Source organism: Bacillus sp. D48C (genome assembly GCF_053345735.1).
The window spans coordinates 39,450-59,861 of sequence record NZ_JBKFAQ010000017.1; the positions used below are offsets into that span (position 1 = coordinate 39,450).

Genomic DNA, 20,412 nt, shown 5'->3' on the forward strand with positions numbered 1-20,412 from the left:
AAGAATCCATGGATTATTACAAACCGGTTTAACTCCTTTATAAAGTATGAAACGCGTTTCCTGTCAAAGATATTTCAAAAAAAATAATCCGTTATGCGATTATACACATAACGGATTAAGATTAAACTGTAGAGCGTTCCACAAGTTCGTATGGAATTTCCAGCTTTTCTTGTTCAGAACTCTCGTCATTCACTTTTCTATGCAACATTTCAAAAGCAGTTTTCCCTATCTCCTTTAAATTTTGATCAATAGTTGTCAGTTGTAACACTTGTGAGATAGGTTGATTATCAAAGCCAATAATTGCTAAATCCTCAGGAACTTGAATGCCTAATTTTTCAACCTCTGTCATAACACCAATCGCAACCTCATCACCTGCTACTATTAATGCTTCAGGAAGATCCTGCATCTCTTTTAACTTATGAGCTACTTTCACACCATCTTCTAGTGTAAAACATTCTGTAAAAATCCATTCTTCATTAACATCTTCGTCTATAGATTGCAATTGCTGTTTATAAACATCAAAACGCTTTTGACTACTCGGCCCTAATTTTCTTCCCGTACAATAACCAATTTTTTTATAACCTTTCTCAATCAAATAATCCATTCCTAATTGAAAGGCCGCTGAATGATTCGTATATACACTTGAGATGTTTGAAATATCATTGTCTTCACAAGCAATTATTGCGCCGTAAGAAGCATACGGTTCTATCGTTTCCCAATCATTTGCACGTGAACAAATAATAAGACCATCCAATTGTTTTGTTTTTAACATATGTAAACTTTTCATTTCTTCTTTTTTATTATAATTCGTTTGGCAAAGTAGCACCCTGTAATTATGCGCTAACGCAGTCTCCATCATTCCGCTCACCATCGCATCAAAACACGGATGATTAATATACGGTAAAATCACACCAACAATATTCGTTTTTCCTTTTGATAAATGAACAGCATTTGCGTTTTGCGAGTAATTCAATTTCTCAACTATCTCTATAACCGCTTTTCTTTTTTCTTCACTTACATATGGGTGATCATTCAACACTCTCGAAACAGTCGTAACTGAAACTCCCGCCATCTTTGCAATATCTTTAATATTAGCCATACACTCACCTCTACCTTTAACTTAATGAATCTCATGAACATATGTCAAATCTTCTTATCATTACACCTTCATTCGTTTCTCTTACAAAAGTGTAATTTTTCTGTAAGCTAATTCGATAGTGACTTTCCGCAACATTTCATACAATTGAGTCAGAAACAGGGTAACAACTATTCGAAAAGGAGCGGATTAATGTGATGAACAAAATGAAAACAAACAATTTCTTAAATACAATGGGCATGGTATTTTCCGCTCTTATCGACGCAAAAGCTGTTGCTTCTACATTAAACAAGTAAGGAGAATGTATTATGAATAACATCACTTTTAACAAATTAGATTTTTTAGGACTAGCTAGTGGCTCGCTTCTTCTTACTGCTTTTATTTACGCCGCTACGCTTGTATAACTTTGTGTCCCCTTTCCCCTTTATTATAAATAGTAATAGAAAAGACGACCGTCTATGCCCGGTCGTCTTTTCTTATTTTTGATTTGATTGCAAAGCTTCTTTTAACTCCTCAAACTTCTCATTTAATTGATCTGTGATCATTTTCATAGCGGTTTTTCGATCTATTTGTTCTCCAGCCTCAATTTGAATTGGATCTCCAAAAATCAATTGTGCCTTTTTCCCCTTTATTAATTCTTTTACACTTGATGGACCAACATAAGCTGCTGGTACTAACGGAACATTAGAACGCATCGCAATTGTCACAGCACCCGCTTTTAATGAAACATCTTCCGCTGATCTCGTTCCACTCGGAAAAATCCCTACTACCTTTCCTTCTTTTAATAAACGTGATGGAATTTTAAGTGTACTTGGTCCTGGGTTCGCACGATCTACAGGGAATGCATTTACATTTTTAAAGAACCATTTTTTGAATTTCCCTTCAAATAATTCTTTTTTGGCCATGTAATGAATTTGAGTTGGATACATCCCTGTAGCTAACATTAATACATCCATAAAACTTGTATGTGTACATGCAACAACATACGGTCCACCTTCTGGTAGCTTTTCTCTCCCTTGTACTTCTACTTTTCCAGCTGTTTTAAATATATATTTCAACAAAAATGTAATTGGTTTATACATTTGTTTCGTTCCTTTCTAAACATCCGAAGTATAATCATATTCTTATAACAATTATAACACTAAGTTTTAGGAGTTGGTAATAAAATTAAGTATGAATTGTTAAATTTCAATTCTTACAAAAGTGTAATTTTCTTGTAAGCTAATTCGATAGTTACTTCTTACTATATTTCATACAATTAAGTCAGAAACAGGGCAACAATTATTCGAAAAGAAGTGGATTAATATGATGAACAAAATGAAAACGAACAATTTCTTAAATACAATGGGCATGGTATTATCAGCTCTTTTCGATGCAAAAGCTGTTTCTTCTACATTAAACAAGTAAGGAGAATGTATTATGAATAACAGTACTTTTAACAAATTAGATTTTTTAGGATTAGCTAGCGGCTCTCTTCTTCTTACTGCTTTCATTTACGCTGCTACGCTTGTATAATTTTGTGTCCCCTTTCCCCTTTATATAGAAAAAGACGACCGTCTATGCCCGGTCGTCTTTTTAATTTTTTCTTTCTTTCAACTCTTTTAAAAGCTGTATCAGCTCAGCTTGTTGTTTTATCTTTTTACGACCATTTCGATTAATTGCTGCAAGCTCACAGGCAACTCCGATGGCGAAGAAAAACAATAAACTTTCTAACATGTGAAATCCTCCATTTGCCTATTAAACAGCTTGACGTAATTGTTCTTCTTGTAAAACTCTCTTATTTATATTTTCTTCTTTTCTCTGGCAAACGTTATTGCGAATAAGTGCTGCAATAACAAGTACAGTCCCTATAATATCAAACATTGTGATCTGATACCCTTGCATCATCATAATAACTAAAGTCGTAATTGGTACAAAATTAATAAATAAAATCCCATTAATGGATGATAAAATTTTCACACCGTAGTTCCAAGCAAGTAGCGCTACAATACCTGGCAATGTCATCATAAATAACAAATCATACTTCACAATAGAAATCGTTCCCATACTAGGAACTGAAACATATCCAAGCGACGTAATAATTACCGTTATAATTCCTGTAACAGTCGTACCGAATACACACGTCAACGTAGAATAACGTAATGTTGACCAATCACTACACGTTTGACCACCCATCGTATAAATAACCCAGCCTACAACACCAATAAATATAAATGCTAATGGGAACATATTATCTTTCAATGTTACAAAGAAACTTATGTCACCTTTTGTAATAACAAACACAGCTCCTACAAAAGCAATAACCATACTCGTTATCATATACTTCTTCGGTTTTATATGCTTATATCCCCATAAAATACAAATAGAAATCATCGGCATAAGTGATTCCATAATGGAAGCTACCATTACACCCGACTTACCCATTAACATTTGCCCTAAAAATATGAGGACATTATATACTGTAAATGCCATCGTTCCAAAAAAGACGAGTAACTTTCCTCTTCCCTCTAAACGAAATGCCTGTTTTCCTTCTTTCATTAACAACAATACAATCAGCATTATCGCCACTGCTCCATAACGAATAAGCGAAAAATAAAATGGATCTATGTATTCTAGCGCATGATCAGCAACCGGAAACATCGCTCCCCATGACATACTCGCAATTAAACACGCTAAAGCCCCTATTATCATTTGACCTCTTCTCACCGCAATCCCCCGTTTCTTTCTATTTGCACAAAGAGAATTGTAAAAGAAAAAATATATCACGTAAAATGATTCAAAATGATGTTAACTATCATTTATAATGATAGTTAACATCAAGGGGGATTACAAAATGGAATTAAGAGACTTACAAATCTTTAAAAGCGTTGCCGACCAGGGTAGTGTAAGTAACGCAGCAAAGGAATTAAATTATGTACAATCAAATGTAACTGCACGTATTAAACAACTAGAAAACGAATTAAAAACCCCGCTCTTTTACCGCCATAAACGAGGGATGACTTTAACAGCTGAAGGAAGAAAAATGCTCGTTTATGTTAATAAAATTTTGCAAGATGTCGACGAACTAAAACAAGTATTTTTAGATAGTGAAACACCCTCCGGTATATTAAAAATCGGTACAGTAGAAACAGTAAGTACATTACCTACCATTTTATCTTCTTACTATAAAAGCTATCCGAATGTCGATTTATCATTACAAGCGGGTCTAACAGAAGAATTAATTAGAGAAGTACTTGATCATCAATTAGATGGCGCCTTTATATCAGGTCCTATTAAACATCCACTCATCGAACAATACGATGTTAGTACAGAGAAATTAATGCTTGTAACACAAAATAAAGCTTTTCATATAGAAGAATTTACAACAACGCCTCTACTCGTTTTTAACCAAGGATGTGGATACCGTTCCAAATTAGAACGATGGCTGAAAGACGAAGGTTTGCTACCAAAAAGAATTATGGAATTCAATATATTAGAGACAATATTAAACAGCGTTGCACTTGGCCTCGGAATTACACTCGTACCACAGTCTGCTGTCCATCATCTTTCTAAAGCAGGTAAGGTACATTGTCATGCAATCCCTGAAAAATACGGCAGTATTTCAACGGTTTTCATACGCCGCAAAGATAGCTATATGACGAATTCAATGCGTAGTTTTTTAAAAACAATTGAAGAACATCATCATATTAATATGCTGTGAAAGACATTCTTACATGAATGTCTTTTTTTCTTACAAAAGTGTAAGTCTTTCGTAAGCTAATTCGATAGTTGCAAGTGGACATATTTCCTATAATTAAGACATAAGCAGGGCAACAACAATTCGAAAAGGAGCGGATACGCATGATGAACAATATGAAATCAAATAAATTTTTACATACAATGGGCATGGTGCTATCCGCACTTATCGATGCAAAAGCTGTTGCAACTACATTAAACAAATAAGGAGAGATTATAATGAACAACATTACTTTCAAAAAATCAGACTTTACCCCGCATTAACGGGCAGTAAGACTCCCACTTCAAAATTCAGCGAAATCAAAGAAGTTAGGTTTAGGTTCAACTGCCCGTAAAAGCCCGATTGGTTCAACTAATAATCAGCGAGGGATACCCCGCCCTCACTGATTAAAGTTTCATTTTATCGGACTTGCAAGTGGAGCTACTCTTCTTACAGCTTTCATTTACACACTTGCTCAAGGTCTTGTTTAACACTTTGTATCCCCAACCCCCTTTATATAGAAAAAGCTGCTCGTCTTATAGACAAGCAGCTTTTTAGTTTGTTTCATATATAATTTGACCTATTTTCGTAATATCATATCCGCCAATCGCATTTAATTCATTATGAAATTCTTCCGATTGCAGAATGTCTTTCACGACTTCAATCAGCTCTTCATTTTCTTTATTCTTCAAAATTACTAAATCATACTGTTCTTTCATGATTGGAATAAAGTCCACATTTACAATTTGCGAAAACTTTTCTGAACCTACTCCTACATCAGCTTTTCCATTTGCAACTTGCGTGGCAACACCAAGATGATTCGATTCTTCCCATTCATATCCACTAATATCGGCTTTATTTAATTTTTGGATTCGTAATTGTTCATCCACTAACACTCTAATACCAGAACCCTTTTCTCGATTTACAAACTTTATAGTGGATCCGGATATGTCAGCCCATGTCTTTATTTTCTTCGGATTTCCTTTTTGGACATAAAACCCTACATTTCTGGACAATAAATTAATCATAATACATGGTTGACCTACTAAAATGCGTTTTACGTAAGGAACATTATATGTACCCGTTTCACCATCAAACAAATGCAAACTAACGATACTTCCTTCTCCTTGATACATTTTCACTAAACTTGTTAAGCTACCTTGATACGCTCTTAAAACATTAGAACTTGGCAAACGATTTTCTATACGTTTAGCTAACATATCTAACGTTAGTTCTTGACCACTAATAATACACGTGTTCAAGATACTACTACCATCGTTTTTCACAGGAGTAACTTGTACCTTTCCTGTTTTCATTTGTTTTATATATTGATCTAAATCCACTGCATCAATGCGCATCTGTCTACCAACTCTATAAGAAGGAAGTTCTCCTTTTTTAATTAAGTCGTATACAGTTAATTTTGATACCTTTAATCGCTTTGCTACTTCTTCCGTTGTGTAGGAATGATGATCCATAGACGATTCCTCACTTTCTCCTTTCATTGTAACAAAGAAAAGAATATTTCTCCTATTTTTTAAAAATAGATATGTGTTCAAATTATATTCAATTATAACTAGTTATATTTAGTTATAATTAGTTATAATTAGTTATATCAAAACGAAAGGGGATTTTTTTATGAATAAATTTACATTACGTTCTATTGGGGCACTTATACTTTCTTTCCTTCTTATATTTAGTGCTGCTTGTACAAGTGGGGAAAAGAATACAAAGTCAGCTGCTAAAGAAGATAAAACAGTTGAACTGACTATCTCAGCTGCTGCAAGCTTACAAGATGCATTAAAAGAAATTGAAAAACAATATAAAGAAAAAGAGCCAAATATCAAACTTTCTTTTAACTTCGGTGCTTCTGGAGCACTTCAACAACAAATTGAACAAGGTGCACCTGCTGATTTATTCTTCTCTGCAGCAGAAGATAAATTCCAAACCCTTGTAAAGAAAGGATTCATTAATGAAAAAGAAGGGAAAAATCTTCTTGGAAATGAACTAGTTCTAGTCATCCCTAAAGATAGTTCTCTTACAAAATTTCAAGATTTAAAAGATGAGAAAATCAAAAAAATTGCACTTGGTACACCTGAATCTGTACCTGCTGGAAAATATGCAAAGGCTTCTCTAACACACGAAAACCTTTGGAATGATGTTCAAAATAAAGTCGTATTTACAAAAGATGTTCGCCAAGTGTTAACATATGTAGAAACAGGGAATATCGATGCTGGTATCGTATACAAAACAGATGCTCTCATTTCAGATAAAGTAAAGATTGGTGAAACAGCAGCAGCTACTTCTCATGAGCCAATCCACTATCCTTTAGGTGTTATAAAGGAATCTAAACATAAGAAAGAGGCGACTTCATTTTATGAGTATTTGCAGTCAAAAGATGCACAATCTATCTTTAAGAAATATGGATTTACAGTCCTGTCGTAATTACTATGAGCATTGATGCTATTATATCGCCTGTCTTTCTATCTTTAAGAGTAGCTGCGTGTGCCACTATTCTCGTTACAATTTTAGGGACGATTGTCGGGCGAGCACTAGCTCGCTCCTCATGGCGATATAAAGTACTATTAGAAACCATATTTTTATTACCAATGGTACTTCCACCAACTGTTATCGGCTTCTTTCTCATTATCATCTTTGGAAACAACAGCCCGATCGGAAGGTGGGTTGAATCATTATTTCAGCAGTCTATTATGTTCACATCTACCGCTGCGATCATCGCTTCTACAGTTGTTGCATTTCCGCTTATGTACCAATCAGCGAAAACGGGATTTTCTATCGCAAATGTACAAATTGAAGAAAGTGCTCGTGACCTTGGCGCAAGTGAATATCAAGTTTTTCTGCACGTTACACTTCCGCTCGCATTTCCTGCATTACTAAGCGGGATGATTTTGAGCTTTGTCCGCGCGCTCGGTGAGTTTGGTGCTACACTCATGTTTGCCGGGAACATTCCTGGTAAAACACAGACAATCCCAACTGCAATTTACATGGCCATTGACGCAAGTAATATGCAACTCGCCTGGACACTTGTGGTTATCACTATTAGTATGTCACTCCTATTTCTGCTATGTATTCAGCTTATTAACAAAAGAATTACTAACCTTTAAAGCAGCTTTTTTGGAAGCTGCTTATTTATTTCTTAGGAAATAAATAAGTCGTTGGGAAATAACTGAATTTTACCTCTTATTGAAATATACATTTTATTTGAATTCACTTTCTAAAATAGGCAATTTCCTGTTATTATATGGAGGTGTTTCAAAAAATGAAGAAATGAAAACGCATTTATATCGTGAATTCTTCATCCTGTTTTAGCGATCGGTAATCTTCTACTCTATTAGTGGGGCATTACCGATCGTTAGAACGATATGTAATTATATTGGTATAGGAAACCGAAGGGAGTCTTGTAATGGACATTTTATTAGCGCTTCTTCCTGCAATTGCATGGGGAAACATCTTATTAGTAAGCGTAAAAATGGGCGGTGGTGCATATAGCCAAACGGTAGGTATGACAATCGGTGCTCTATTCTTCGCAACAATTATGTATGTATTTACTCAACCAGCTTTAACAATGACAGTCTTAATTGTTGGTTTTATTTCAGGTTTATTCTGGGCTTTAGGACAAGTAAACCAATTAAAAACAGTTGAAAAACTAGGTGTTTCAACTACCGTAACAATTTCTACTGGTATGCAACTTGTTGCAACTTCTATCTTTGGGGTTATCGCTTTCCGTGAATGGACTACTACGACAACAATTGTTCTGGGAACGATTGCAATCCTATTAATCGTAGTTGGTGTTGTATTCACATCACTAGATGATAAAGAAAATGCTCAGCCACCAGGACAATTGAAAAAAGGACTTCTTACTTTAATTGTTTCTACTTTCGGCTATCTTGTATATGTAATTATTATTCGTTGGTATAATATCGATGGTTGGTCTGCTATTTTACCACAAGCAGTTGGTATGTTTGTTGGTGCGGTTGTACTGACGTCTAAACATAAACCATTTAACAAATATGCAATTCGTAATGCTTTATCCGGTTTACTATGGGGAACGGGAAACTTATTCTTACTTCTTTCATTACCACGTGTCGGAGTAGCAACAAGCTTCCCATTATCTCAAACTGGAATCGTTATCTCAACATTCGGTGCAATTGTCTTCTTAGGTGAAAAGAAAACAAAACGTCAATTGATCTTTATTGCACTAGGCAGTGTTTTAATTATCGGCGGTGCTGTATTACTTGGTATGACAAAAGCATAATCTTATATTCTATCAGTAAACCCCTGAAGCATATATGCTTCAGGGGTTTTTCAATTCTAATTATTTTCTAGATATAATTATTTGTATGTTCTTGCCCCTTATAATTGCTCTTCCACTCTAGCAAACCAGCTACACATATAAAGAGATTAATAACAGCTAATATTAGTATGACGTAGAAACCAGTATAAGTAATAGCCCTTTCCTTTACCATGAATTTCCGCCTTCTCATTATCCATTCCATCTACGGTAAGTCTTTTCTTTTTACAAAATTCTCTTAAAGATGATATCGTTTTTATAACATATCTCTACTAGAAAGGAATAAAGGATATGCTAACTAAACATCGAATTTTATTTATTGGTGCCGGTCGTATGGCCGAAGCTATATTTTCCGGATTACTTAAAACAAGCAAAGAGTACATCGAAGAAATTATCGTCTCTAACCGAAGCAACGCAGAAAAACTAAAACAGTTACAACATCGATATAATGTGTCTACTGCAACAGATTGGAAGCAGCATGTTACATCTGTCGATACGGTTGTTTTAGCAATGCCACCTTCTGCTCATGAAGAGTTATTAGCTGAGCTATCTCCGTTAATATCAAATCAACTTGTCGTAACAGTAGCAGCTGGCATTGGACCATCTTATTTAGAAGCTAGACTCCCAAAAGGCACGCCTGTTGCTTGGATTATGCCTAATACAGCTGCTGAAATTGGAAAGTCTATCTCCTTATATACAATGGGACAATCAATAAAAGAGATGCATCAAGAAACCCTGCAACTGCTTTTAAGAGGTATTGGTACTTCGCAACTTTGTACTGAGGAAGAAGTTCATCAGCTTACTGCAGTTACTGGAAGTGCACCAGCCTTCCTTTATTACTTTGCTGAAAGCTTGATTGAAGCAACAAAAAGTTATGGAGTCGATGAAGAAACCGCAAAACATCTTGTCATTCAAATGATTTCTGGCTCTGCTTCTATGCTCGAACAAACGCAAGATCCAGCTAACCTCCGCGAACAAGTAACAACGCCAGGTGGTTCCACAGCTGAGGGTCTCAAAACTTTATATGAATATAATTTTTCAGAGGCAATTCAAAAAGCAGTAGAAGCAACAAACAAAAAAGCTAGGGGGAAATAATATGACTTTAACAAGTTTAAAGGACTATACAACATTACATAACGGTGTAAAAATGCCTTGGTTTGGTTTAGGTGTTTTTAAAGTAGAAGATGGTTCAGAAGTAATTGATTCTGTAAAAGCAGCAATTAAAAATGGCTACCGCAGCATCGATACTGCAGCAATCTATCAAAATGAAGAAGGCGTTGGACAAGCGATTCGTGAATCCGGTGTTTCACGTGAAGAATTATTTATTACCTCAAAAGTATGGAATAGCGATCAAGGATATGAAACAACACTTCAAGCATTTGAAACTACATTAGAGAAATTAGGTCTAGAATATTTAGATTTATATTTAGTACATTGGCCTGTAAAAGGGAAATATACCGAATCATGGAAAGCATTAGAAAAGCTTTATAAAGATGGCCGTGTTCGCGCTATCGGTGTGAGTAATTTCCACATTCACCACTTACAAGACGTATTTGAAATTGCTGAAATTAAGCCAATGGTCAACCAAGTGGAATACCACCCACGTTTAGCACAAGAAGAGTTACACGCTTTCTGTAAAGAACATAATATCCAGCTTGAAGCTTGGTCACCATTAATGCAAGGACAACTACTAGATAATCCAACGTTACAAGAAATTGCGACAAAATATAATAAATCAACTGCGCAAATTATTTTACGCTGGGATTTACAAAACGAAGTTGTAACAATCCCTAAATCAATTAAAGAACATCGCATTATTGAAAATGCAAACATCTTCGACTTTGAATTAAGTGCTGATGATATGAAAGCAATTCAAGCTTTAAATGAAGATCGTCGCGTTGGTCCAGATCCAGATAACTTTAACTTCTAAGCGAAAAACCACTGCCATATGCAGTGGTTTTTTCATTTGAGATAACTGAAAATTTAAACTATATTCCATTTGGTTGACACTTCATTGTTCAAGGTGTAAGATTTTGAATTATCAAAGAAACGCAAAAATTAATAAAATTTATTCGTTTACTCATTGTATCAAGAGAGGTGGAGGGACTGGCCCTTTGAAACCTCGGCAGCAGGTTCATTTTGAATACTGTGCCACTTCCTGCAAGCTTTATGCTTGAAAGATAGAATGAGGGACTTCGTTTATATACGGGTGTATAACTTGTACGTAAAAATCCCTCTTTCTCAATATGAAAAGAGGGATTTTTTATTTTTCATTTCCCTCATCATCATCCAAACTTAATTATTTAGGAGGAAAATCAAATGAAAAAGAAGTTTGTACCCGGTATTGCATCAGTTGTAGGAGTAAGTATTTTATTAACTGGTTGCGGTAGTTATAAAAACGAAGCAAGCGAAGCAAATGCAAAAGACGAGGCACCTAGCAAACAGGTTTTAAATTTATCTTCACCTACTGAAATACGAACAATGGATACAGCCCGTGCTACAGATACTGATTCTGGTCAAGTAATGAGAAACGTATTTGAAGGTTTGTATAATCTTGGTGAAGGTAACAAACCTTTCCCTGGCGTTGCAGAATCTCATGAAGTAAGTGGCGATAAAACAAAATACACATTCCACCTGCGAGATTCAAAATGGTCAAACGGCACTCCTGTTACAGCGAAAGATTTTGTGTTCGCTTGGCAGAGAGCCGTAGATCCAGCAACAGCCTCTGAATATGCATTTCTATTCTTTGATATTAAAAATGCAACAAAAATTAACAACAAAGAACTTCCAGCCGACCAACTTGGTGTAAAAGCAGTTGATGACCATACGTTTGAGGTAGAATTGGAGCGTCCTGTTCCGTATTTTATTAGCTTAACAGCGTTCCCAACATTTCTACCAATTAACGAGGAATTCTTTAAAGCACAAGGTGATAAGTACGCTTTAGAAGATCATACAATCTTGTACAATGGAGCTTTTACACTAAGCGATTGGAAGCACGAACAAAGCTTTAAATTCAAGAAAAACCCTACCTATTGGGATAAAGATACTGTCAAACTAGAAGAAATCAATTTTAACGTCGTAAAAGAAAAATCAACAGAAGTAAATTTATTCGAGTCAAAACAATTAGATCGTATAAAACTAACATCTGACTTTGTCGATAAATATAAAAAGGATGCTAACTTTAAAGAACGTCCAAACGTAGGCGTACAATTTTTACGTATGAATCAACAAAACAAAGTGCTTCAAAATGTTTCTGCACGCCAAGCAATTGATCAAACAATTGATAGAAAATCCTTTGTAAATACGTTATTAAATGATGGATCTACACCAACATTTGGTCTCGTTCCAAAAAACTTTGCAAAAGGACCTGAAGGAAAAGACTTCCGTACTGCAAACGGCGATTTAACAAAAGTTGATACAAAATCTGCACAAAAGTTATGGAAAAAAGCTAAACAAGAGCTTGGTTCTGAAAAGATAACATTAGAATTATTAACGAGTGATGCTGACCTTGATAAGAAAACTGGTGAATTCTTAAAAGGGCAACTAGAAAAGAATTTAGATGGATTAACAGTAAATATAAAACCGCAACCGCGTAAGCAACAAGTTTCGCTTTTATTAAAAGGTGACTACGAAATCGGAATTGACGGCTGGAGCCCTGACTTTGCGGATCCAATTACATTCCTTGAGCTATTTACAACGAATAACCCTTATAACTTAGATCATTACTCTAATAAGGAATTCGATGAAACAATAGCAAAAGTGAAAACGACTTTAGCTGGTGATGAAAAAGCTCGCTGGGAAGCATTACTAGCATCCGAGAAAATATTATTTAAAGACTCTGTTATCGCTCCTCTTTACCAAAAAGGCGAATCTTATTTAGAACGTTCTTATGTGAAAGGAATTGTGCAAGTAGACTTTGCGGGTCAATTAAATTTCAAGTGGGCAAAAATTGAAAAATAAAGTAAAACCGTAATAAGTGAGGGTTCTTCATCCCCACTTATTATTAGCCCACACCAATTGTTTTTTTAGCAAAATATATTAAAAGCAGGTTCTCTCATACAAGAGAATCTACTTTTTTAATATATTATTCTAAGAAATTAACATTCTATTTTTATTATTGACATATAGTTCTTTCCAGTGTTAATATTCTAAATAATCAAAGAAACAAAATATTTCACCATCAAAATATAATGTCTACTACGTTGAAACATATAACGATAGATTATAGCTCAACATGTATATACATATAGAACACCTGATTACCTATAAACAAATATTTATAATAGGTTTTATCTCCTTCTATAGCTACTTCAAGACATGGACATTATGACGTTACGAACAACACATTTAGGGAGGAACGAACAATGAAGAAAAAAGTTGTACCTGTTGTTGCATCTGTTTTAGGGGCAAGTCTATTACTAACTGCTTGCGGGGGAAATAAAGATAATGCAGGCGGAGCGAAAGCAAACGATAAAGTACCTGATAAACAAGCAATTAACTTATCATTCGCTTCAGAAATTCCAACAATGGATGTTGCAAAAGCAACGGATGGGGAATCCATGAATGTAATGCGCAATGTTTTTGAAGGTTTATATGCAATGGGAGAAGATAATAAACCGATTCCTGGTGTTGCTGAGTCGGTTGACATTAGTCCCGATAAAACAAAATATACATTCCATCTGCGTGATTCAAAATGGTCAAACGGTACTCCTGTTACAGCAAAGGACTTCGTCTTTGCTTGGCAACGTGCCGTAAATCCTGATACAGCAGCTGAATACGCATTCTTATTCTTCGATGTACAGAATGCGAAACAAATAAACCAAAAACAATTACCAATTGATCAACTAGGGGTCAAAGCTGTTGATGACAAAACGGTAGAAGTACAACTAGACCATCCTGTTCCTTACTTCTTAAGCTTAACGACATTCTCAACATTCTTGCCAATTAATGAAGAGTACTTAAAGTCTCAGGGCGATAAATACGGTTTAGAAACAAATCATTTAATTTACAACGGTGCTTTCACATTAGATAACTGGAAACACGAACAAAGTTTCCAATTGAAGAAAAACCCTAACTATTGGGATGCTAAAACGGTAAAATTAGAAGAAATCAACTTCAATGTCGTTAAAGATAAGTCTACAGAAGTGAATTTATATGATTCAGGACAAATTGATCGCGTTGCTTTAACTGCAGAGTTTGTTGATAAATATAAGAGCGATCCAAACTTCAAGGAACGCGCTGAAGTCGGCATTCAATTCTTACGACTAAATCAGAAAAATGAAACATTAAAAAATCAACATGCACGCCTTGCTATTAACGGCGCAATGAATAAAAAAGCATACGTAGAAACAATTTTAAATAACGGTGCTGTTCCAGCTGAAGGAATGGTTCCTGCGAAATTTGCAAAAAGTCCAGAAGGCAATGACTTCCGTAAAGAAAATGGAAATCTAGTCAAGGATGATGTGAAAACAGCGAAAGAAAACTGGAAAAAAGCAAAACAAGAACTTGGTACTGACAAAGTAACAATCGAACTATTAACAAGTGACAATGCTTTAGCTAAAAAGACTGGTGAATATTTAAAAGGTGAGTTAGAAAAGAACTTAGATGGATTAACAGTGAATTTAAAACCGCAACCACGTAAACAACAGTTGAAACTACTATTAAGTGGTGACTATGAAATTGGTATTGACGGCTGGGGCCCTGACTTCGCTGATCCAATTACATTCTTAGATTTATTTACAACAGATAGTGCTTATAACTTCGATAAGTACTCTAACAAAGAGTACGATGAGCTCATTCATAAAGTGAAAACAGATTTAGCTGGCGATGAAAAAGCACGCTTTGAAGCAATGAAGCAAGCTGAAAAAATTCTATTACAAGACGGCGCTGTCGCTCCTTTATACCAACAAGGTCGTTCTTACTTACAACGCTCTTTCATTAAAGGACTTGTAACGACTGACTTCGGCGGTGAATTTAACTATAAGTGGACAGAAGTTGCAAAATAACAAAAGTAAAAGGTATCCTACGAAGGATACCTTTTACTTTTATACAACTTTAACTACAGAGCTTCCTCTTCCCTTTACCATTCCTTTTATAGCTAAAGTCGTCACTGCTACTAATTGTGTAACCAATACAATAACTAATAATGAAATAATATTTCTCTCTAAACTAACTCCTCCGAATATTATTGTATAATAGCCATTTGCTGCATATGTTGCTTGAAATAATTCACCGATCGTTTGATACGTTTTAGAAAGCATTTCAGTACCTCCTCACAACTTCAATTTACCATATACATACAAATCATTTTTGATTTAAATTGCGGATGAGCCCTTGTGACTGCAGGATAATAATTTATTTTCAACACATACATAATTACATGTTTTTGGGAAAAACTTGTATAGAACGAATTTACATAAGGAGGAATTTATAATGAGAATTCTACTATCAGTTTTATTAGCTCTTATGCTAGTACCTGCATTAACAGGATGTAAAGCCCCTGCAAAAGAAGACACAACTTCTAATAAAAAGACGACTGAAGAAGCAAAAAATGAGGCTCCTGCAGATTTAAAACTAAACTTTAATGAATTTAGTTTAGATGCAGACTATCAAGATACGAAGAAAGACTACGAAGCTGATTATAAGAATGTAGCCGCTGATAAGAAAATGGAAGCAAAGCTTGAAGACCATAAAACAAATGCAAAGTTTACAGGTGACGAGGCTATTACAAAATTAAGCCCACTTCTACAAGAATTAAAATTTGATAAAGATACTCCTGACCAAGAAGTAATCGATCAAGTAGTGAACGTGTTCAAACTTGATAAAGACTACCAAAAATTCGATTTAGAAGTTGTCTTCTCTGATGGAACGAAAAAAGAATATAAAAGAGAAATAAAATAAAGAAGTAGGCGATTGCCTACTTCTTTATTTTTGCATATCTTAAATCTGGTTTAGATCCAACATAATATTGAAGTCCAGATACCGTTTGTTTTTGTAAATAGGAATCCGACGGGAATATAATTGGAATTAATGGTGAATCTGTAAACATAATATCTTCCGCTTTATGCAATAAGTCAAAACGCTTATCTTCATTTTGTTCAACTTCTGCTTCCTTCACTAAAGCATCAAATTCTTTATTATGCCATTTTGCATAATTGTTTGGACCATCACCTGCATATAAATCTAATTTAGTAATTGGATCTAATAAAGAACCGCCCCATCCCATATAAGCCAATTGGAAATCACTTTGCTTATATGTGTCGATGTAACTCTTCCACTCTTTATTTTCTAATTTAATATCTACGCCAAGATTTTTCTTAAACATTTCTTGCATTGCTTCTGCTACTTTTTTATGTTGTGTATCTGTAGTGAATTTTAATGTTACTTCAGGTAATGTAGACCAGCCTTGTTCTTTCATGCCTTCTTCTAATAATTTTTTCGCTTCTGCTGGATCAAATTTAACGTAACCACCTTTTTCTTTACGGAAATCACGCCCACTTTGTGTTTTTGCTCCTTCTGGAACGAATGCATTTGCTTCTTGTGCATTGTTTTTATACAGTTTTTCAACAATAAACTTACGATCAACTGCTAATGAGAATGCTTTACGTACTTTCGCATTTGTGAATGGCTCTTTTTCTACGTTAAACGAATAAATATAAGATGAAAATCCTGCAACACGTTTATATTCTTTATTTCCTTTTTCTTTTTCAATCATTTCTTGCGGTAAACCGCTTAGTAAATCTAATTCTTTTGATTTATATAATTGGTACGCTGTTTTAGAATCTGGAATAATACGAAACTCAATTTCTTTTAATGTTACCTTTTTATCATAGTATTCTTTATTTTTTTGTACTGTAATAGCCTGATTATGCTTCCATTCTTTTAATGTGAATGGCCCGTTCGTAATTAACTCTTTTGGATCTGTTTTTAATTTATTATTATCATCAATCGACTTTTTAGCTAATGGAATAAATAATGAGCTTGCTAATTTCTGTTTAATAGAAGCAACTGGATGTTCAAGAGTTACCTTTAATGTTTGAGGATCAACGACTTGAATACCAACTTGTCCTTCTTCACCTTTTCCAGTATTGTATGCCTCTGCCCCTTTAATAAAATACATTTCTGTTGCATTCATAGAACCCGTTTTCGGATTCAATAATCGCTTCCATGCAAATTCAAAATCATTTGCTGTAATAGCAGAACCATCTGACCATTTAATATCTTTCTTTAAATGAATTGTATACTCAGTTCCATCAGCATTTACTTCTTCTTTCTCTGCTAATTCATTTTGATATTTCCCATCACTATCTTGCGTATATAAGCTTGAGAATAAATGTCCAATTACATAACCTGACGTGCTATCTGTCGCAATAGCGGAATCAAATGTATATGGATCGCTACCAATATTCGTTACTAATCGATCTCCTTCTCCCTTACCAGCACTCGCCTTTTGCGTCTCTTTCTTACCGCAAGCGACAGAAGTAATTGCTAAAACAGTCATAATGACAAACAGTAAAAACTTCTTCATCCTACATTCTCCTTTAACCTGAAATTTTTGGTGTTGATGCCAATAGTGTTTTTGTATAAGAATGTTGTGGATTACAGAACACTTCGTCCGTATTTCCAAATTCAACAAGTTCTCCTTTATATAAGACAGCCACTTTTTCACATAAATAGTGAACCATCGGCAAATCATGTGCGATAAATAAATATGTATAGCCTTGTTCCTTTTGAATCTTTTGCAGCAGATGTACAATTTGAATTTGCAATGAAACATCTAATGCTGAAATTGGTTCATCAAGAATCAATACTTCTGGCTCACACAATAACGCTCTTGCAATAGCAATTCGTTGACGTTGTCCTCCGCTAAATTCGTGCGGATAGCGATCGATATATCGTCTATCTAATCCCACACGTTCTAGCGCATCACCTGCTACTTTATCCTTTAATCCTTTATCACCTAAACCGAATGAAATATAACCCTCCGTTACGCTATCGCGTACTTTCCAGCGCGGATTTAATGCTGCTGTGGAATCTTGAAAAATGAACTGTACTTTCTGTAAAAAATCTCGCCTATGAGCTGATTTCAGCTTGTGAACGACTTGACCGTTATAATCAATTTCACCAGACGTTGGACTCTCAATCCCTGCTATGAGCTTTCCAAGTGTTGTTTTTCCTGAACCACTTTCACCAATAATGCCAAGTGTTGTTCCTTTCGGAATAGAAAGTGATATGTCTTTTAACGCTGTGATTTCTTTACTTTTACTTCCATACGTTTTCGTTACTTGCTTTATAGTAATTAAATCTGTCGTCATGAGGCATTCACCTTCTCTTTTGATTTCGCTTTATTATGCTCTAGAACATGTTGCCAACAATGTGAACTATGCTCCTTAGAATATGTGGTTCTCTCTGGAAAACGATGAATACATTCTTTTATCGCTACTGGACAACGATTTACAAAAGGACAACCAAAGCTATTTAATGTTTCAATGGAAGGTGTCGTTCCTTCTATAGCACGTAATACCTTTTCGGAATCATCCATATTCGGAATTGCTTGTAATAAACTTTTCGTATATGGATGTTTAGGAGAACCTATTACCTCCTGTATCGTTCCTTTTTCAACAACACGTCCCCCGTACATAACAACTACTCGATCAGCTACTTCACGTACAAGTGCCAAATCATGTGTAATTAATAAAATACTCGTATTTTGTTTTTCTTTTCTTTCTTTTAATAGCCCCATAATTTGTTTCTGAATCGTTACATCTAACGCTGTTGTCGGCTCGTCTGCAATTACAAGCTTTGGGTGACAAGCAAACGCAATTGCTAAACAAATACGCTGCCTCATACCTCCGCTTAATTGATGTGGGTACTGTTCAAAGCGTTTCTCTGCTTCATGTATCCCTAAACCCGTTAACAAGTTAATCGCAATTTCCTTTGCTTCTCTTTTCGATTTTTTCCCATGTTGCAAAACTACTTCTGTAATTTGTTTGCCTACCTTCATCGTTGGGTTTAAAGATGAAAGCGGATCTTGAAATATAAAGGAAATATCTTTTCCGCGAATTTGATTCCATTCTGACTCTTGTAAATTCGTTAATTCATTTGCTTGGAAAGCTATATTCCCATCATCGATATGAATAGATTCTTGATTTAATCCGACAATAGATTGTGCTGTAACACTTTTTCCTGAACCACTTTCTCCTACAAGTGCAACGATTTCACCTTCATTAATAGAAAAGGAAACATGCTTCACAATTGCTTGCTTACTATTCTCTTTTTCAACGGTCAATGTTACGTTTTCTAAAGATAAGAGCTGTGCCATGTTTTTTCTCCTTTCGATTCCGTTTTACAATCTTCGGATCAATTGCATCTTGCAAACCATCACCAATTGCATTAAATGCAAACATAATGAGTGCAATCATGATTGCTGGGAAGAATAGCTGCCACCATTCTCCGCTCAATAATGTCCCAAGTGCATCATTCGTCATCGTCCCCCAGCTTGCTGCCGGTGATTGCACTCCTAGTCCGATAAAGCTTAAAAATGATTCTGAGAAAATAGCTGCTGGAATTGTAAATGATAAATTTACGATAATAATGCCTGTTAAGTTCGGAATGATATGTCCGTATATAATCTTCATATGCGATGTACCTAATCGCTCTGCTGCAATAACAAATTCTCTTTGTTTTAAAGACAAGACCTGCGCTCTAACGAGACGTGCCATGCCAATCCATCCTGTTAACGCAAGAGCGATTATAATTGTAAAAAGTCCTGGTTTCATCACGATCAATAGTAAAATAACAATTAATAAATATGGGATACCATATAACACTTCAATCCCTCGTATAATCCATTCATCTATTAACGTTCCAAGACGATTACGCCCTCTCACATATCCACTAAATCCACCAATCAGTACACCAAGCCCTATATCGAGGGCAGCTGCTACTAATCCAACTGTTAGTGAAATCTTCCCACCAGCCCAAGTACGTGCCCAAATATCTCTCCCTAGATCATCTGTTCCAAACCAATGTTCACTACTCGGCGGTAAATTTGTTGCCTTTTTTACTTGTTCACTCGCAGTAAATAAAGTTAAACTTTCGCCAATAAGCGAGAAAACAATAATTAGCAATAACGTCACTGTTCCTAAAACTGCGATTGGATTCGATATAAACTTACGAAACACTTCTTTCTTTCTGCTAATTGTTTGCTGATTTTTATTTATCGTTAATTCTTTTTTCTCTTCTTTCGTTAATAACTGTTCATTAATCTCATAAGCTCCCATTTAAATATCC

21 protein-coding genes, 1 pseudogene and 1 riboswitch are annotated in these 20,412 nt (G+C 35.1%); of the genes and pseudogenes, 12 read left to right on the plus strand and 10 right to left on the minus strand.

From position 1 onward, the window contains the following. Nucleotides 1–121: 121 nt before the first annotated feature. Nucleotides 122–1,099 carry a LacI family DNA-binding transcriptional regulator gene (locus tag ACLBXA_RS26885; RefSeq protein ID WP_001273902.1) on the minus strand — a complete coding sequence of 326 codons (978 nt, stop codon included), beginning with the start codon at nucleotides 1,097–1,099 and terminating at the stop codon, nucleotides 122–124. A gap of 305 nt (nucleotides 1,100–1,404) precedes the next feature. On the opposite strand from ACLBXA_RS26885, the gene ACLBXA_RS26890 reads away from it, so the two are divergent. Further along, nucleotides 1,405–1,500, plus strand: coding sequence for a DUF3948 family protein (locus ACLBXA_RS26890; RefSeq protein WP_001060007.1), 96 nt, complete (start codon nucleotides 1,405–1,407; stop codon nucleotides 1,498–1,500). Between the two features lie 72 nt (nucleotides 1,501–1,572). Here the strand turns inward: ACLBXA_RS26890 and ACLBXA_RS26895 are convergent, their stop codons facing one another. Further along, complete coding sequence (locus tag ACLBXA_RS26895; RefSeq protein ID WP_447617598.1) at nucleotides 1,573–2,178, minus strand: lysophospholipid acyltransferase family protein; 606 nt, start codon at nucleotides 2,176–2,178, stop codon at nucleotides 1,573–1,575. 337 nt (nucleotides 2,179–2,515) lie between these two features. Here ACLBXA_RS26895 and ACLBXA_RS26900 point away from each other — a divergent pair, with 337 nt between their 5' ends. After that, entirely contained in the window at nucleotides 2,516–2,611 is a 96-nt protein-coding gene (locus tag ACLBXA_RS26900) for a DUF3948 family protein (RefSeq protein ID WP_001066117.1), read from the plus strand. Nucleotides 2,612–2,671: 60 nt separating this feature from the next. Here the strand turns inward: ACLBXA_RS26900 and ACLBXA_RS26905 are convergent, their stop codons facing one another. Then, the gene (locus ACLBXA_RS26905) at nucleotides 2,672–2,812 is read right to left on the minus strand and encodes a YrzO family protein (RefSeq protein WP_000894061.1); all 141 of its coding nucleotides are present in this window, start codon (nucleotides 2,810–2,812) and stop codon (nucleotides 2,672–2,674) included. Nucleotides 2,813–2,833: 21 nt separating this feature from the next. Then, entirely contained in the window at nucleotides 2,834–3,802 is a 969-nt protein-coding gene (locus ACLBXA_RS26910) for a DMT family transporter (RefSeq protein WP_002162953.1), read from the minus strand. 127 nt (nucleotides 3,803–3,929) lie between these two features. Here ACLBXA_RS26910 and ACLBXA_RS26915 point away from each other — a divergent pair, with 127 nt between their 5' ends. Both ACLBXA_RS26915 and ACLBXA_RS26920 read left to right on the plus strand, forming a co-directional pair. Beyond that, the gene (locus ACLBXA_RS26915; RefSeq protein ID WP_000423024.1) at nucleotides 3,930–4,796 is read left to right on the plus strand and encodes a LysR family transcriptional regulator; all 867 of its coding nucleotides are present in this window, start codon (nucleotides 3,930–3,932) and stop codon (nucleotides 4,794–4,796) included. Between the two features lie 425 nt (nucleotides 4,797–5,221). Further along, nucleotides 5,222–5,302, plus strand: a pseudogene (locus ACLBXA_RS26920) (DUF3948 family protein); the annotation flags it as partial. Between the two features lie 63 nt (nucleotides 5,303–5,365). On the opposite strand, the gene ACLBXA_RS26925 reads toward ACLBXA_RS26920, so the two are convergent. After that, nucleotides 5,366–6,286: a substrate-binding domain-containing protein gene (locus ACLBXA_RS26925; RefSeq protein WP_014894850.1), complete on the minus strand. Its 921-nt coding sequence runs from the start codon at nucleotides 6,284–6,286 to the stop codon at nucleotides 5,366–5,368. Nucleotides 6,287–6,446: 160 nt separating this feature from the next. Between ACLBXA_RS26925 and modA the strand changes: the two genes are divergently transcribed. The 7 genes from modA (at nucleotide 6,447) to ACLBXA_RS26960 (ending at nucleotide 15,125) form a co-directional block, all read left to right on the plus strand. Then, a complete protein-coding gene (modA, locus tag ACLBXA_RS26930; protein ID WP_001032237.1) occupies nucleotides 6,447–7,253 on the plus strand; it encodes a molybdate ABC transporter substrate-binding protein in 807 nt (268 codons plus the stop codon). 5 nt (nucleotides 7,254–7,258) lie between these two features. Next, entirely contained in the window at nucleotides 7,259–7,933 is a 675-nt protein-coding gene (gene modB, locus ACLBXA_RS26935) for a molybdate ABC transporter permease subunit (RefSeq protein WP_000020519.1), read from the plus strand. A 299-nt stretch (nucleotides 7,934–8,232) separates the two neighbouring features. After that, complete coding sequence (locus ACLBXA_RS26940) at nucleotides 8,233–9,084, plus strand: GRP family sugar transporter (RefSeq protein WP_000353549.1); 852 nt, start codon at nucleotides 8,233–8,235, stop codon at nucleotides 9,082–9,084. 327 nt (nucleotides 9,085–9,411) lie between these two features. After that, complete coding sequence (gene proC / locus ACLBXA_RS26945; RefSeq protein ID WP_000956241.1) at nucleotides 9,412–10,215, plus strand: pyrroline-5-carboxylate reductase; 804 nt, start codon at nucleotides 9,412–9,414, stop codon at nucleotides 10,213–10,215. 1 nt (nucleotide 10,216) lies between these two features. Next, nucleotides 10,217–11,050 (plus strand): aldo/keto reductase, encoded by an 834-nt coding sequence (locus ACLBXA_RS26950; protein WP_000176912.1) that lies wholly within the window; start codon nucleotides 10,217–10,219, stop codon nucleotides 11,048–11,050. Between the two features lie 152 nt (nucleotides 11,051–11,202). Further along, a riboswitch (SAM riboswitch) is annotated at nucleotides 11,203–11,307 on the plus strand. Nucleotides 11,308–11,439: 132 nt separating this feature from the next. Next, the gene (locus ACLBXA_RS26955) at nucleotides 11,440–13,080 is read left to right on the plus strand and encodes a peptide ABC transporter substrate-binding protein (RefSeq protein WP_447617599.1); all 1,641 of its coding nucleotides are present in this window, start codon (nucleotides 11,440–11,442) and stop codon (nucleotides 13,078–13,080) included. Between the two features lie 404 nt (nucleotides 13,081–13,484). Next, nucleotides 13,485–15,125, plus strand: a complete 1,641-nt coding sequence (locus ACLBXA_RS26960) for an ABC transporter substrate-binding protein (protein ID WP_447617600.1) — start codon at nucleotides 13,485–13,487, stop codon at nucleotides 15,123–15,125. Between the two features lie 39 nt (nucleotides 15,126–15,164). Here the strand turns inward: ACLBXA_RS26960 and ACLBXA_RS26965 are convergent, their stop codons facing one another. After that, nucleotides 15,165–15,380: a hypothetical protein gene (locus tag ACLBXA_RS26965; RefSeq protein WP_000949587.1), complete on the minus strand. Its 216-nt coding sequence runs from the start codon at nucleotides 15,378–15,380 to the stop codon at nucleotides 15,165–15,167. Between the two features lie 172 nt (nucleotides 15,381–15,552). Here ACLBXA_RS26965 and ACLBXA_RS26970 point away from each other — a divergent pair, with 172 nt between their 5' ends. Further along, nucleotides 15,553–16,020, plus strand: a complete 468-nt coding sequence (locus ACLBXA_RS26970; RefSeq protein ID WP_001221557.1) for a YusW family protein — start codon at nucleotides 15,553–15,555, stop codon at nucleotides 16,018–16,020. Between the two features lie 16 nt (nucleotides 16,021–16,036). Here the strand turns inward: ACLBXA_RS26970 and ACLBXA_RS26975 are convergent, their stop codons facing one another. Genes ACLBXA_RS26975 through ACLBXA_RS26990 form a run of 4 tightly spaced genes read right to left on the minus strand, consistent with a single transcriptional unit; the run spans nucleotide 16,037 to nucleotide 20,402 of the window. Further along, nucleotides 16,037–17,647 carry a peptide ABC transporter substrate-binding protein gene (locus ACLBXA_RS26975; RefSeq protein ID WP_447617601.1) on the minus strand — a complete coding sequence of 537 codons (1,611 nt, stop codon included), beginning with the start codon at nucleotides 17,645–17,647 and terminating at the stop codon, nucleotides 16,037–16,039. A 13-nt stretch (nucleotides 17,648–17,660) separates the two neighbouring features. Beyond that, entirely contained in the window at nucleotides 17,661–18,434 is a 774-nt protein-coding gene (locus ACLBXA_RS26980) for an ABC transporter ATP-binding protein (RefSeq protein WP_000205646.1), read from the minus strand. Continuing rightward, a complete protein-coding gene (locus tag ACLBXA_RS26985; RefSeq protein WP_000057892.1) occupies nucleotides 18,431–19,441 on the minus strand; it encodes an ABC transporter ATP-binding protein in 1,011 nt (336 codons plus the stop codon). The genes ACLBXA_RS26980 and ACLBXA_RS26985 overlap by 4 nt, the downstream gene beginning before the upstream one ends. Further along, a complete protein-coding gene (locus tag ACLBXA_RS26990) occupies nucleotides 19,398–20,402 on the minus strand; it encodes an ABC transporter permease (RefSeq protein ID WP_000501533.1) in 1,005 nt (334 codons plus the stop codon). Before ACLBXA_RS26990 ends, ACLBXA_RS26985 begins: the two co-directional genes overlap by 44 nt. Nucleotides 20,403–20,412 lie beyond the last annotated feature (10 nt).

Coding starts and splice junctions, on each gene's coding strand:
- ACLBXA_RS26885 (WP_001273902.1), bottom strand. CDS start 1,099: ATGGCTAATATTAAAGATATTGCAAAGATGGCGGGAGTTTCAGTTACG.
- ACLBXA_RS26890 (WP_001060007.1), top strand. CDS start 1,405: ATGAATAACATCACTTTTAACAAATTAGATTTTTTAGGACTAGCTAGT.
- ACLBXA_RS26895 (WP_447617598.1), bottom strand. CDS start 2,178: ATGTATAAACCAATTACATTTTTGTTGAAATATATATTTAAAACAGCT.
- ACLBXA_RS26900 (WP_001066117.1), top strand. CDS start 2,516: ATGAATAACAGTACTTTTAACAAATTAGATTTTTTAGGATTAGCTAGC.
- ACLBXA_RS26905 (WP_000894061.1), bottom strand. CDS start 2,812: ATGTTAGAAAGTTTATTGTTTTTCTTCGCCATCGGAGTTGCCTGTGAG.
- ACLBXA_RS26915 (WP_000423024.1), top strand. CDS start 3,930: ATGGAATTAAGAGACTTACAAATCTTTAAAAGCGTTGCCGACCAGGGT.
- ACLBXA_RS26925 (WP_014894850.1), bottom strand. CDS start 6,286: ATGGATCATCATTCCTACACAACGGAAGAAGTAGCAAAGCGATTAAAG.
- modA (WP_001032237.1), top strand. CDS start 6,447: ATGAATAAATTTACATTACGTTCTATTGGGGCACTTATACTTTCTTTC.
- modB (WP_000020519.1), top strand. CDS start 7,259: ATGAGCATTGATGCTATTATATCGCCTGTCTTTCTATCTTTAAGAGTA.
- ACLBXA_RS26940 (WP_000353549.1), top strand. CDS start 8,233: ATGGACATTTTATTAGCGCTTCTTCCTGCAATTGCATGGGGAAACATC.
- proC (WP_000956241.1), top strand. CDS start 9,412: ATGCTAACTAAACATCGAATTTTATTTATTGGTGCCGGTCGTATGGCC.
- ACLBXA_RS26950 (WP_000176912.1), top strand. CDS start 10,217: ATGACTTTAACAAGTTTAAAGGACTATACAACATTACATAACGGTGTA.
- ACLBXA_RS26955 (WP_447617599.1), top strand. CDS start 11,440: ATGAAAAAGAAGTTTGTACCCGGTATTGCATCAGTTGTAGGAGTAAGT.
- ACLBXA_RS26960 (WP_447617600.1), top strand. CDS start 13,485: ATGAAGAAAAAAGTTGTACCTGTTGTTGCATCTGTTTTAGGGGCAAGT.
- ACLBXA_RS26965 (WP_000949587.1), bottom strand. CDS start 15,380: ATGCTTTCTAAAACGTATCAAACGATCGGTGAATTATTTCAAGCAACA.
- ACLBXA_RS26970 (WP_001221557.1), top strand. CDS start 15,553: ATGAGAATTCTACTATCAGTTTTATTAGCTCTTATGCTAGTACCTGCA.
- ACLBXA_RS26975 (WP_447617601.1), bottom strand. CDS start 17,647: ATGAAGAAGTTTTTACTGTTTGTCATTATGACTGTTTTAGCAATTACT.
- ACLBXA_RS26980 (WP_000205646.1), bottom strand. CDS start 18,434: ATGACGACAGATTTAATTACTATAAAGCAAGTAACGAAAACGTATGGA.
- ACLBXA_RS26985 (WP_000057892.1), bottom strand. CDS start 19,441: ATGGCACAGCTCTTATCTTTAGAAAACGTAACATTGACCGTTGAAAAA.
- ACLBXA_RS26990 (WP_000501533.1), bottom strand. CDS start 20,402: ATGGGAGCTTATGAGATTAATGAACAGTTATTAACGAAAGAAGAGAAA.